This window comes from Microbispora corallina (genome assembly GCF_016863035.1).
Taxonomy (GTDB): Bacteria; Actinomycetota; Actinomycetes; order Streptosporangiales; family Streptosporangiaceae; genus Microbispora; species Microbispora corallina.
Map to the genome: position 1 here is coordinate 25,924 of NZ_BOOC01000017.1, position 13,676 is coordinate 39,599.

General features: G+C 72.4%; 9 protein-coding genes. 8 read left to right on the forward strand and 1 reads right to left on the reverse strand.

The features are described 5' to 3' along the window. Positions 1–424: 424 nt before the first annotated feature. The 8 genes from Mco01_RS19135 (at position 425) to Mco01_RS19175 (ending at position 12,128) form a co-directional block, all read left to right on the forward strand. Entirely contained in the window at positions 425–1,603 is a 1,179-nt protein-coding gene (locus Mco01_RS19135) for a hypothetical protein (protein WP_204058262.1), read from the forward strand. Between the two features lie 314 nt (positions 1,604–1,917). Next, entirely contained in the window at positions 1,918–3,831 is a 1,914-nt protein-coding gene (locus Mco01_RS19140; RefSeq protein WP_204058263.1) for an APC family permease, read from the forward strand. 229 nt (positions 3,832–4,060) lie between these two features. Further along, entirely contained in the window at positions 4,061–4,150 is a 90-nt protein-coding gene (locus Mco01_RS19150) for a potassium-transporting ATPase subunit F (protein ID WP_051459184.1), read from the forward strand. Further along, complete coding sequence (gene kdpA, locus Mco01_RS19155) at positions 4,150–5,811, forward strand: potassium-transporting ATPase subunit KdpA (RefSeq protein WP_204058265.1); 1,662 nt, start codon at positions 4,150–4,152, stop codon at positions 5,809–5,811. The genes Mco01_RS19150 and kdpA overlap by 1 nt, the downstream gene beginning before the upstream one ends. A gap of 2 nt (positions 5,812–5,813) precedes the next feature. Next, complete coding sequence (gene kdpB, locus Mco01_RS19160; protein ID WP_204058266.1) at positions 5,814–7,964, forward strand: potassium-transporting ATPase subunit KdpB; 2,151 nt, start codon at positions 5,814–5,816, stop codon at positions 7,962–7,964. Continuing rightward, on the forward strand, positions 7,964–8,842 hold the full coding sequence (locus Mco01_RS19165; RefSeq protein WP_204058267.1) for a potassium-transporting ATPase subunit C: 879 nt from the start codon (positions 7,964–7,966) through the stop codon (positions 8,840–8,842). Before kdpB ends, Mco01_RS19165 begins: the two co-directional genes overlap by 1 nt. A 2-nt stretch (positions 8,843–8,844) precedes the next feature. Further along, on the forward strand, positions 8,845–11,463 hold the full coding sequence (locus Mco01_RS19170; protein ID WP_204058268.1) for a sensor histidine kinase: 2,619 nt from the start codon (positions 8,845–8,847) through the stop codon (positions 11,461–11,463). Beyond that, a complete protein-coding gene (locus Mco01_RS19175; RefSeq protein WP_204058269.1) occupies positions 11,460–12,128 on the forward strand; it encodes a response regulator in 669 nt (222 codons plus the stop codon). The genes Mco01_RS19170 and Mco01_RS19175 overlap by 4 nt, the downstream gene beginning before the upstream one ends. 3 nt (positions 12,129–12,131) lie before the next feature. Here Mco01_RS19175 and Mco01_RS19180 read toward each other — a convergent pair whose 3' ends face one another. Next, complete coding sequence (locus Mco01_RS19180) at positions 12,132–13,676, reverse strand: Na+/H+ antiporter (RefSeq protein WP_204058270.1); 1,545 nt, start codon at positions 13,674–13,676, stop codon at positions 12,132–12,134.

Below are 13,676 nucleotides of genomic sequence, written 5' to 3' on the forward strand. Positions count from 1 at the left end.
GCTCCTGTTTCGGCTCTGTGGGCGGCGAGGAGGGGGTGACCCGACGGGTGCGCCGGGGGAGGGGGGCCGCCTTGACCGCTCATCCCAGGGCATCCGCACCCCGCCCGTCAAGACTTTTAGGAAACTTTCCTAACATTCAGTCCGGGTGGGTCCGGGCGCCCGTCCCGGGGGAAATGCGAGGCGCCGTTCATTCGCGAAATGCGCGCAGTGCGCGCCGAAAAAGCGTCGTGAACGCATTCGAGGCCCCGGGTTCGGAATGCCGTGGTTCGCGGGATCCCTGGTTTATCGCTTTTCCATCCCTGTACCTTGGTTTACCGTTCCATAAATCTACTGCCAGGGGCTATGTCGAACCGGCCGGTATTCTCGGCACGCATCACCGTATGGGTGATGGCCCGAATTCTACGCATCTGTTAGGGGATGGAATTTGATTCCTCCTGAAATTGGAACGAGGTTCGATCCGCTCGGTGGACGGCTGGCGAAAGGCGCGGCCGCCCTGACGCTCGCGGTGGCCGCGCTGTCGGTCCCGCTGCCCGCGAGCGCCGCGGCCCCGCCGTCGGGAGTCGGCGTGGCGCCGATGCGCGACGGCGTCCCCATCGTTCCGGCAACCTCCCGCCCGCACCGGTCCTGCCGCCACCACCCGGACAACCCGCGCTGCCGGCCGGGGCAGCATCGGGTCAGGCACCACCGCCCGGACGAGCACGCCGGGCCTGGCCGCCCCGAGGGGGGACGCCCCGCTCAGCCCGCCACGATCGGGGGCTCCTCGCCGCAGCACGCGACGAACGGGGGCAACCAGGGCGGTCCGTGGGGGCCGCGGGGGACCTCCGGCGGCACCACGGGGAACGGGCCGGTCGTGCGCCACACGCCCGGCGTCGTCCACGTGCCGGAGCACGACGGGGTGAGCCGGCCGCGTCCCGTGGCCGCCCCGACGGTGACGGTCACGCCGACCGTCTCCGCCACCCGGACGGTCGTCGCCACCCCGCGACCCGTGGCCACCCGGCGACCCGTGGCCACCCCGCGACCCGTGTCCACCCCGCCGCCCGTGGCCACCCGGCCGCCCGTGGCCGCTCGGCCGTCCCCCGCGGCGACCGCCGAGGGCACGCCGGCGACCGGCCTCGAGGCGACCGTCCCCGGTCCCGTGGTGGTCGTGCCGGCTCCGAGCCTGGGCTTGGGGCTCGACCTGGGCCTCGACCTCGGTCTCGGCCTGGGCTCGGCGCTCGGGGGCTGCCCGCGCCAGTGCGTGCCGGCCGGGAACACCGGCGTCGTCGGGCCGATCGCCCAGACGGCCGGCGCCGTCTCGCCGTGCACGAGCACGCTGGTCGCCTCGCCGTGCGCGCAGAGCGTGGACGACGGCGCCGTCTCGCCGTGCGCGAGCACGCTGGTCGCCTCGCCGTGCGCGCAGAGCGTGGACGACTACGTCCGCGCCGCCGTCATCGCCGTCCTGGAGACCGGCACGCACATGGGTTGCCGTCCGGTGATCGCCGCGTCCGCCGCCGCGTCGGCCGCAGTGGCGACCCCGCGGCGGGCCTGCGCGTCGCAGACGATCATGCCGCTGCTGTGGCCGCGGTCGGCCGTCGCACAGACGGAGGCGGCGCCCACTCCCTGACGCCGTCCGTCCGCGGGCCGGCCGCCGCTCCCGGCCGCCCGCGGACGGAGGCGCCCCCCGACGCGCCCCCCCACCGCGCCCCCCCACAACGCCCCGCACCGCCCCCTCGCCAAGCCCCCGTACGCCCCCCGCCAAGCCCCCGTGCGCCCCCCCGCCAAGCCCCCCGTGCGCCCTCCGTCACGTGCTCCGCCACGTGCCCCGTCGCGCCCCGAAACGATCTTGACGTTTTCTTGACGCCCCTACCAGGCGAAACCCGTTCCCGGGCTCAGTAGGGTTCCTCTCGTCTTGACGGGCCTTTGATACGGAGTGGGCGCATGGTCCGGGTTGATCAGCACGTCCTGGCGAGGGACGGCGCGGTGCGGCGCTGGCTGCTGGAGGGGCTGCAGGCCGACCGCGGGCAGATCGAGCACGGCCCGCACCGCAAGCACCCGTGGTGGCAGGTGATGTGCCTCACGGGCGTCGACTACTTCTCGACCCTCGGGTACCAGCCCGGCATCGCGGCCCTCGCGGCCGGGGCGCTGTCTCCGCTCGCGACCCTCATGCTCGTCCTGCTCACGCTGTTCGGCGCGCTGCCGATCTACCGCCGGGTCGCCGAGGAGAGCCCGAACGGCCAGGGCTCCATCGCGATGCTGGAGAAGCTCGCGCCGCAGTGGTGGGGCAAGCTGTTCGTGCTGGCGCTGCTGGGGTTCGCGGCCACCGACTTCGTCATCACGATGACGCTGTCGGCCGCCGACGCCACCGCGCACATCCTGGAGAACCCGTTCGTGCCCGCCGCCTTCGACGGGCAGCGGGTGCCGGTCACGCTGTTCCTGCTCGCGCTGCTCGGCGCGGTGTTCCTGATGGGCTTCAGCGAGGCGATCGGCATCGCCGTCGTGCTCGTGGGCGCGTACCTGGTCCTGAACGCGGTGGTGGTGGCGACCGCGCTGGTGCACGTGCTGGAGCACCCGCACGTGATGGTCGACTGGGAGCGGGTGCTGACCCACACCTACAGCAGCCCGCTCGCCATGGTCGGGCTGTCCCTCGTCGTGATGCCGAAGCTCGCGCTCGGCCTGTCCGGATTCGAGACCGGCGTGGCCGTGATGCCGGTGGTCCAGGGCGACCGGGCGCGCCGCATCGCCGGCACCAAGCGCCTGCTCACGGTGGCCGCCCTGATCATGAGCGTCTTCCTGATCCTGAGCAGCGTCGTCACGACCGTGCTGATCCCGGCGAAGGAGTTCGAGGCCGGGGGCAAGGCGTCCGGGCGGGCCCTCGCCTACCTCGCGCACGGCTTCCTGGGCGACTGGTTCGGCACGGTCTACGACGTCAGCACGATCGCGATCCTCTGGTTCGCCGGGGCGTCGGCGATGGCCGGGCTGATCAACCTGGTCCCGCGCTACCTCCCGCGGTACGGCATGGCGCCGGACTGGACCCGCGCCGTCCGCCCCCTGGTGCTGGTCTTCAGCGTCATCGCGTTCGCGATCACGATCATCTTCCGCGCCGACGTGGACGCCCAGGGCGGGGCGTACGCGACGGGCGTGCTGGTCCTGATCCTCTCGGCGGCCGTCGCCGTGACGCTGTCGGCGTGGCGGCGGGGGAGGATCCGGGCCATCGCGGCGTTCGGGGTGATCGCCGCCGTCTTCGCGTACACGCTGGTCGACAACGTGATCGAGCGGCCCGACGGCGTGAAGATCGCGTCGTTCTTCATCGTGGCCATCGTCGTGACCTCGCTGATCTCGCGGGCGACGCGGTCCACCGAACTGCGGGTCAGCGAGATCCACTTCGACCCGCTGGCCGAGCGGTTCGTCAACGAGGCGACCGGCGAGATCCACCTGATCGCCAACGAGCCGCACCTGCGCGACCAGGACGAGTACAACGACAAGCGGCGCGAGCAGTGGCTGAACCACCGGCTGCGCAGCGACGAGCCCGTCATGTTCGTCGAGGTCACGGTCGTCGACGCCTCCGACTTCGAGACCGAGCTGCAGGTGCGCGGCGAGGAGCGGTACGGCCACCGGATCCTGCGCTACGAGAGCCCGACGGTGCCCAACTCGCTGGCCGCCCTCCTGCTCCGCCTGCGCGACCGGACCGGGCACGCGCCGCACATCTACTTCCACTGGACCGAGGGCAACCCGGTGACGGCCATGCTGCGCTATCTGCTGTTCGGCGGCGGGGACGTGCCCCCGCTCACCCGGGAGGTCCTGCGGCAGGCCGAGCCGGACGTCACCCGGCGGCCGCACGTCCACGTCGGCTGACGGCCGGCCGTACGGAGAGCGTAAATACGCGCCGCCGGGCCGTATGGAACCCGTCAAGGGTGACGATGACCCATGATTTCCGGTCTTTGCTGGTCCTGTGCCCCCCGGAGAGGGGGCCGGACGCAATCACTTAGGAACTAGGAGTGGGGATGACGGACGTCATCTTCGTCGCCCTGACGGTCGCGATCTTCGTGATCATGGGGCTCGTCGTAAGGGCGGTGGAGCGGCTGTGAGCGCCGTCAACGCCATCGGCCTCGCCGTGTGCGCCGCGCTGGTGGTCTTCGTGGTCGCGGCCCTGCTGTTCCCGGAGCGCTTCTGATGGGTGCCACGGCGGCTGGAGTCGTCTTCATCGCCTCCCTCATCCTCGCGCTCGGCCTGACGTACAGGCCGCTGGGCGACTACATGTACCGGGTCTACAGCAGCAGGCGGCACACCGCGCTGGAGCGCGGGATCTACCGCCTGATCGGGGTCAGGCCCGACAGCGAGCAGCGCTGGGCCGTCTACGCCCGGGCGCTGCTCGCCTTCTCGGTGATCTCGATCCTCGTCGTGTACGGCATGCAGCGGCTGCAGGACAAGCTGTTCCTCAGCCTCGGCATGCCGCCGGTCACCGGCCACATCGCGTGGAACACCGCGATCAGCTTCGTGACCAACACCAACTGGCAGGCCTACTCGGGTGAGTCCACCATGGGCCACCTCGTGCAGATGGCCGCACTCGCGGTGCAGAACTTCGTCTCCGCGGCGGTCGGCATGGCCGTCGCCGTCGCGCTGGTGCGCGGCTTCGCCCGGAGCAGGACCGACGAGATCGGCAACTTCTGGGTGGACCTGGTCCGCGGCACGGTCCGCATCCTGCTGCCGATCGCCGTCGTCGGCGCGCTGGTCCTGGTGGCGGGCGGCATCGTGCAGAACTTCGCCTCGCCCCACGAGGTGACCACGCTGACCGGCGGCACCCAGGCGATCACCGGCGGCCCGGTGGCCAGCCAGGAGGTCATCAAGGAGCTCGGCAACAACGGCGGCGGCTTCTACAACACCAACTCGGCCCACCCGTTCGAGAACGCGACCGGCTGGACCAACTGGGTGGAGATCTTCCTCATCCTGCTCATCCCGTTCGCGCTGCCGCGCACGTTCGGCCGTCTGGTCGGGCAGAACCGGCAGGGGTACGCGATCCTCGCGGTGATGGGCACCCTGGCCCTCGCCAGTGTCGTGCTGACCAACGTCTTCGAGCTGAGCGGCCACGCCACCGTCGTCCAGGCGGTGGGCTCCGCGATGGAGGGCAAGGACGTGCGGTTCGGCGTCCCCGACTCGGCGACGTTCGCCGCGGCCACGACGCTGACCTCGACCGGCGCGGTCAACTCCTTCCACGACTCGTTCACGCCGTTCGGCGGCATGATGACGATGTTCAACATGATGCTGGGCGAGGTGGCGCCCGGCGGCGCCGGCGCCGGCCTGTACGGCATGCTCGTGCTCGCGGTGATCACGGTCTTCGTGGCCGGCCTGATGGTCGGCCGGACCCCGGAGTACCTGGGCAAGAAGATCGGCTCGCGCGAGATCAAGCTCGCCTCGATGTACTTCCTCACCACTCCGACCCTGGTGCTCGTCGGGATGGCCGTGGCGATGGGCAACCAGGCGGGGCTCGCCGCGATGCTGAACAGCGGCGCCCACGGGTTCTCCGAGATCCTCTACGCCTTCACCAGCGCGTCCAACAACAACGGCTCGGCCTTCGGCGGCGTCACGGTCAACACCCCCTGGTACGACGTGGCGCTGGGCCTGTGCATGGCCTTCGGCCGGTTCCTCCCCATCGTCTTCGTGCTCGCTCTTGCCGGGTCCCTCGCCCGGCAGGCGCCCGTTCCCGAGTCGGCCGGGACCCTGCCGACGCACCGCCCGCAGTTCGTCGGGATGGTGGTCGGTGTGACGATCATCGTCGTGGCCCTCACCTTCCTCCCCGCCCTCGCGCTCGGGCCGCTCGCAGAAGGACTCTCCTAGACATGTCGACCTCAGTGCTCGAAGCGCCGGAGCAGACTCCGGCTCCGCAGAAGGACGGGAAGGTCGGCGGCGGCCTGCTCGACCCGGCGCAGCTCGTCAGATCGCTGCCCGACGCGCTCAGGAAGCTGAACCCGGCCACGCTGTGGCGCAACCCCGTGATGTTCATCGTCGAGATCGGCGCGGCGTTCACGACCGTGCTGGCGGTCGTCGACCCCTCGTTCTTCGCCTGGGCCATCGTGGTGTGGCTCTGGCTGACCGTCGTGTTCGCCAACCTGGCCGAGGCGGTGGCCGAGGGCCGCGGCAAGGCCCAGGCGGCCACGCTGCGGGCCGCCAAGCGCGACACCACCGCGCGCCGCCTGACGAACTGGACGCCCGGCGCCCACGTCTCCACGTGGGACTCGGTCGGCGCGGCGGACCTGCGGCAGGGCGACGTGGTGGTCGTCGAGGCCGGCGAGATCATCCCCGGCGACGGCGACATCGTCGAGGGCATCGCGTCCGTCGACGAGTCGGCCATCACCGGCGAGTCGGCCCCGGTGATCCGCGAGTCCGGCGGCGACCGGTCCGCGGTCACGGGCGGCACGAAGGTCCTGTCGGACCGCATCGTGGTGCGGATCACGCAGAAGCCCGGCGAGAGCTTCATCGACCGGATGATCGCGCTGGTCGAGGGCGCCAACCGGCAGAAGACGCCCAACGAGATCGCGCTCAACATCCTGCTGGCCGCCCTCACGATCATCTTCCTGGTCGCGACCGTGACCATGCAGCCGCTCGCGATCTACTCCAAGGCGCAGAACCCCGGCGTGCCCGACTCCCTCGCCCTCAACGGCGACGGCGTCACCGGCGTCGTGCTGGTCTCGCTGCTCGTGTGCCTCATCCCCACGACCATCGGCGCGCTGCTGTCGGCCATCGGCATCGCCGGCATGGACCGGCTCGTCCAGCGGAACGTGCTGGCCATGAGCGGCCGGGCCGTCGAGGCCGCGGGCGACGTCAACACCCTGCTCCTGGACAAGACCGGGACGATCACGCTGGGCAACCGGCAGGCGTCGGAGTTCCTCCCCGTCGAGGGCGTTCCCGAGGAGGAGCTGGCCCAGGCGGCCCAGCTCGCCAGCCTCGCCGACGAGACCCCCGAGGGCCGGTCGGTCGTCGTCTACGCCAAGCAGGCGTACGGCCTGCGCGAACGGCGGCCGGGCGAGCTCGCCCACGCCGAGTGGATCGCCTTCACCGCCCAGACCCGCATGTCGGGGGTGGACGTCGAGGGCCGCCAGATCCGCAAGGGCGCGGCCACGTCGGTCATGAAGTGGGTCCGCGACAACGGCGGCCACCCCACCGCCGACGTCGGCCACCTGGTCGACGGCATCTCCGCCTCCGGCGGCACGCCCCTCGTCGTCGGCGAGGTGGACAAGGGCGGCAGGGCCCGCGTGCTCGGGGTCATCCACCTCAAGGACGTGGTCAAGCAGGGCATGCGCGAGCGGTTCGACGAGATGCGCCGCATGGGCATCAGGACCGTGATGATCACCGGGGACAACCCGATGACGGCGCGGGCGATCGCCCAGGAGGCCGGGGTCGACGACTTCCTGGCCGAGGCCACGCCGGAGGACAAGCTGGCCCTGATCAAGAAGGAGCAGGAGGGCGGCCGGCTGGTCGCGATGACCGGGGACGGCACCAACGACGCCCCCGCGCTCGCCCAGGCCGACGTCGGGGTGGCCATGAACACCGGCACCTCGGCCGCCAAGGAGGCCGGCAACATGGTCGACCTCGACTCCAACCCGACCAAGCTCATCGAGATCGTGGAGATCGGCAAGCAGCTGCTCATCACCCGCGGCGCGCTGACCACGTTCTCGATCGCCAACGACATCGCCAAGTACTTCGCGATCATCCCGGCGATGTTCGCGGCGGTCTACCCGGGCCTCGACGCCCTGAACGTCATGCGCCTGCACAGCCCGCAGTCGGCGATCCTGTCGGCGGTCGTCTTCAACGCCCTGGTGATCATCGCGCTGATCCCGCTGGCGCTGCGCGGGGTGCGGTACCGCCCCTCCAGCGCGTCCAAGCTGCTGTCGCGCAACCTCTACGTGTACGGCCTCGGCGGCATCGTCGCGCCGTTCATCGGAATCAAGCTCATCGACCTCCTCATCCACTTCCTTCCGGGGATGCAGTAATGGAACGCCTGCCGAGCTGGCTCCGCCAGCACATCGCGGCGATCAGGGCGATCGTCGTGCTCACGCTGCTCCTGGGCGGCGTCTACCCGCTCGTGATCACGGGCGTCGCCCAGGCCGTCTTCCACGCCGAGGCGAACGGCTCCGCCGTCCAGAAGGACGGCAAGGACGTGGGGAGCGCCCTCGTCGGCCAGCTCTTCACCGACAAGAGCGGCAACCCCGTCGCGGGGTACTTCCAGAGCCGGCCGTCCGCGGCCGGCGCCGGGTACGACATGCTGTCCACGGCCGCGAGCAACCTCGGCCCCGAGGACGTCGTGGACGTCCTCCCGGTCCCGGGGGCCAAGGACGACGAGGGCAACCCCGACACCGGCAGGCAGAGCCTGCTCACCCAGGTCTGCGCGAGATCCAAGGCGATCGGGGAGCTCGAGGGCGTCAGCGGGGCCCGGCCGTACTGTACGGCGGACGGGATCGGCGCGGTGCTGAAGGTCTTCCCGGCCGTCGGCACGCCGACCCGGGCCGTCAGCGTCAACCAGGCCTGCCCCGCGACCCCGTTCGTCGCCGTCTACGAGGGCGTGAAGGTCGAGTGCGGCAAGCCGGGCGAGGACTACTCGGCCGGCCGCACGGTCCCCGTCCGGGGCGGCGCGACCGCCGTGGTGCCGCCCGACGCGGTCACCGCGAGCGGCAGCGGCCTCGACCCGGACATCTCCGTGGCGTACGCGGACCTTCAGGCGCCGCGGATCGCCCGGGAGCGCCACCTGCCCCTCGGGACGGTGCGGACGCTGATCCGGGAGCACACGACCGGCCGCGCCCTCGGTTTCATGGGCGAGCCCGCCGTGAACGTGCTCGAGCTCAACCTCGCCCTCGACGGGAAGCGGGGGTAGCGGTGCGGCGCGGACGTCTCAGGGTCTACCTCGGCGCTGCGCCCGGCGTCGGGAAGACGTTCGCCATGCTGTGCGAGGGCCGCCGGGCGCTGGAGCGGGGCCGGGAGGTGGTCGTGGGCCTCGTGGAGACCCACGGCCGCCCCCGCACCGCGGAGCTGCTCGACGAGCTGGAGGTGGTCCCCCGCAGGCAGCTGATCCACCGGGGGACCGTCTTCGCCGAGATGGACGTCGACGCGATCATCGCGCGGGCTCCGCGGCTCGCGCTCGTCGACGAGCTCGCCCACACGAACGTCCCCGGCTCCCGCAACGTCAAGCGCTGGCAGGACATCGAGGAGCTCCTCGAGGCGGGCATCGACGTGATCTCCACGGTCAACATCCAGCACCTGGAGTCGGTCAACGACGTCGTCGAGCAGATCACCGGCATCCCGCAGCGGGAGACCGTCCCTGACGAGGTCGTCCGGCGGGCGGACCAGGTCGAGCTCGTCGACATGTCCCCGGAGGCCCTGCGCCGCCGGATGGCGCACGGCAACGTCTACGGACCGGAGAAGGTGGACGCCGCGCTGTCGAACTACTTCCGGGTCGGCAACCTCACGGCCCTGCGCGAGCTCGCCCTGCTGTGGGTGGCGGACAAGGTCGACGAGCAGCTCGACCGCTACCGCGCCGAACACGGCATCGCCGCCAAGTGGGAGGCCCGGGAGCGCGTGGTGGTCGCCCTGACGGGCGGCCCGGAGGGCGACACGCTGGTCCGCCGGGCCGCCCGCGTCGCCGCCCGCACCAAGGGCGCCGATCTGCTGGCCGTGCACATCACGAAGGCGGACGGCCTGTCGGGAGGCGATCCCGCCCTGCTGACCCGCCAGCGCGCCCTCGTCGAGAGCCTTGGCGGCACCTACCACCAGGTCGTCGGCGACGACGTCCCCCGGGCGCTGCTCGCCTTCGCCCGCGGGGTCAACGCCACGCAGCTCGTGCTCGGCGCCTCCCGGCGGGGCAGGCTGGCGCAGCTGTTCGCGAGAGGCGTGGGCGTCGAGACCATCGCGCTGTCGGGCTCCATCGACGTGCACATGATCACGCACGACGAGGTCCGGCGGGGGCGCACCCGCCCGTCGCGGTCGCGGGCGGCGCTGACCCGCAGGCGCCGCCTGGCCGGCTGGGCCGTCGCGTTCGTCCTGCTCCCGGTGCTCACCGCGACGCTGGTGCCGTTCCGGGACGCGCTGTCGCTGCCGAGCTTCATCCTGCTGTTCCTCAGCATGGTGGTCGGGGTGGCGCTGGTCGGCGGCATGTGGCCGGCGATGACGGCGGCCGTCGGGGGCTCGCTGCTGCTCAACTACTTCTTCACGCCGCCGGTCGGCGAGTTCACCATCTCCGACCCGGAGAACCTGTTCGCCCTGGTCGTCTTCGTCCTCGTCGCCGCCGCGGTCAGCACGATCGTCGACCTCGCGGCCCGCCGGACGAGGGAGGCGGCCCGGGCCGGCGCCGACGCCGAGATCCTCTCGACGCTGGCCGGGCACGTGCTGCGCGGCGAGGCCGCCGTGCCGACCCTGCTCGCGCGCATGCGGGAGACGTTCGGGCTCGCGTCGGTGTCGCTGCTGGAGCGCCGCCCCGAGGCCGGGCAGGGCCCGGACGACCGGTCCGACCCGGTCGCCTGGCGCATCGTCGCGACCGCGGGCGGGCCGCCGTGCGGCTCCCCGGGGGACGCGGACACCGACGTCGACGTGGGCGACGACCTGGTCCTGGTCGCCAGGGGCAGGCTGCTGGACGCCTCCGACCGGCGGGTGATCGAGGCGTTCGCCGCCGAGATCGCCGTGGCCCTGCGGCAGGAGCGCCTGGAGGAGGAGGCGGAGGCGGCCCGGCCGCTCGCCGAGGCCGACCGGATGCGCACCGCCCTGCTCGCCGCCGTCAGCCACGACCTGCGTACCCCACTGGCGAGCGCCAAGGCGGCCGTCGAGAGCCTGCGCAGCCGCGACGTCGACTGGTCGCCCGAAGACAGGGACGAACTGCTGGCCACCGCGGACGAGTCGCTGACGCGGCTCGACCGGCTGGTCGCGAACCTGCTCGACATGAGCCGGCTGCAGGCCGGAGTCCTGGGCGCGGTCGCCCAGCCGGTCGCGGTCGAGGAGATCGTCCCCCGGGTGATCGACGACCTCGGGCCGCCGGCCGGCGAGATCACCCCGGACATCCCGCTCGACCTGCCCGACGTCGTCGCCGACCCCGCCCTGCTCGAACGGGTGCTGGTCAACCTGGTCTCCAACGCGGTGCGTTACACGCCGCCGGGGGAGAAGGTGCTCCTCACGGCCAGCACGCACGGGGACCACGTGGAGATCCGGGTGGTCGACCGGGGCCCCGGCATCCCCCCGGACGCCTACGACCGGGTGTTCCTGCCGTTCCAGCGGCTGGGCGACCGGGACAACCACACCGGGGTGGGGCTGGGGCTGGCCCTGTCGCGCGGGCTGTCGGAGGCGATGGGCGGAACGCTCACCCCCGAGGAGACGCCGGGCGGCGGCCTCACGATGACCGTCACGCTGCCGCTGTCCTTACGCGCGCGGCGCCCGGACGGCGACACCGGCGGGATCGCCGGGGCCGTCCCTGACGAAGCCCCGGCGGGTGTGGAGGAGGCCTCGCCGTGAGCCGCATCCTGGTCGTGGACGACGAGCCGCAGATCCTGCGCGCGCTGCGGATCAACCTCGTGGCCCGCCGGTACGAGGTCGCGGTGGCGCCCGACGGCGGGTCGGCGCTGCGCGAGGCCGCCGACTGGCGTCCCGACCTGGTCGTGCTCGACCTCGGCCTGCCCGACATGGACGGGCTCGACGTCATCCACGGCCTGCGCGGCTGGACGCGCGTGCCGATCATCGTGCTGTCCGGGCGGGCCGGCAACCAGGACAAGGTGGACGCCCTCGACGCGGGGGCCGACGACTACGTGACCAAGCCGTTCGGGATCGACGAGCTGCTCGCCCGCGTCCGCGCGGTCACCCGCAGGACGGCCGTGCAGGAGGCGGAGCTGGCCCGGGTCGTGATCGGCGACCACGTGGTGGACCTGATCGGCAAGACCGTCTCCGGCGACGTGCGGCTGACGCCCACCGAGTGGCACATCCTGGAGCTGCTCCTGCGCAACCCCGGCAAGCTGGTCAGCCAGCGGCAGCTGCTGACCGAGGTGTGGGGCCCGGCGTTCGTCAAGGAGACGAACTACCTGCGGCAGTACATGGCCCAGCTGCGCCGCAAGCTGGAGCGGGACCCCGCCCATCCCGTCCACCTGATCACCGAGCCTGGCATGGGCTACCGCTTCAAGCCCTGACGCTCACTCCTCGATGTAGCGCAGGTCCTGCCGGTCGAGGCGGCGCTGGAGCCGGCGGTAGGTGCCCTCGCCGATCTCGCCGGCCGCGTGCATCCGGGCCAGCGCCTCGGCCTGCACGGCGACCACCTCCCGGCGGATCTGGCCGTACGTGCCGGTCAGGTCCTCCTGCTCCTGGTCGAGCTCCTGCTGGATCCGCAGGGACCGCCGGACCTGGTGCAGCACCGCCGGCGGCGCGGCCTCCAGGTCGGCGAGCTGCTCGACGTGCCGTGCCGCCACGTCGGTGAGCCGCCGCCGCGCCCGGACGTACTCGGCCTGGGAGTCGCCGGCGGGCACGGCGAGGCCCGACAGGCGCACGAGCGGCGCCAGCGTGAAGCCCTGGACCACGAGCGAGATGACGATGACGCCGGTCGCCAGCACCACGAGCAGGCCGCGGTGGGGGAGCGGCTGTCCTGAGGCCGTCGTGAGCGGGATGGACAGCGCGGCCGCCAGGGGGACGACGCCGCGTGCCCCCGCCCAGGAGACGACGGCCGACACCGGCCAGGACGGGCGGAACCGGCCGCCGCCGCGCCGCTGGAAGAGGGCCGTCAGCGGGACCATCCAGGCCACCCGCACCACCACGAGCGTGAGCGCGACGACGAGGACGGCCGCGACCCAGGGCCGCTCGGATGCCGCGAGATGACGGATCTGCCCGGGGAGCTGGAGGCCGATCAGGCTGAACACCACGCTCTCCAGCAGGAAGATCACCGTGCCGTATACGGCCGCGAGCTGGAGCCGGATCCGGGCGTCGGTCAGCTCGTGCTGACGGGCGCCGATGATCACCGCGGACACGATCACGGCGGTGACGCCCGAGGCGCCCACCGCCTCGGCGAGCACGTAGCCGAGGTACGGCACGATCAGCGCGACGACGCTCTCCAGGATCGGGTCCTCGGTGCGCCGCCGGACGAACGAGACCCCGGCGGCCACCACGGCGCCGACGACGGCGCCGCCGGCGGCCAGGCGCACGAAGTCGACGGCCACCGAGGACCAGCCCGCGACGCCGCCGGCGACGGCCGCCGCGGTGGCGATCCTGAACAGGATGAGGCTGGTGGCGTCGTTGAACAGGCTCTCGGCCTGCACGAGCGTCTGCAGCCGGGGCGGCAGCGCGAGCCGGCGGCCCAGGGCGGTCACGGCCACCGGGTCGGTGCTGGCCAGGACGGCCCCGAGCACGAACCCCAGCGCGATCGGCAGGGGGGTGAGGAGGGTGGTGACGAAGCCCACGGCGGCCGCGGAGACCAGCACGAGGCCGACCGCGAGCAGGGTCACCGGCCGCCACAGCCGGCGCAGCTCCCGCCAGGACAGCTCCTCGCCCGCCGCGTACAGCAGGGGCGGGAGCACCACCAGGCTGACGATCTCGGGAGTGACGTGGATCTGCTCGGCGATCGGCAGCATCCCCACGGCCACGCCGGCGACGACCAGCAGGGAGGGCGCCGGCACCCGGATGCGCCCGGCGAACGTGGCGACCACGGTGGCCATGGCGACCAGGAACAGCACGATCTGCACGCTCTGCAC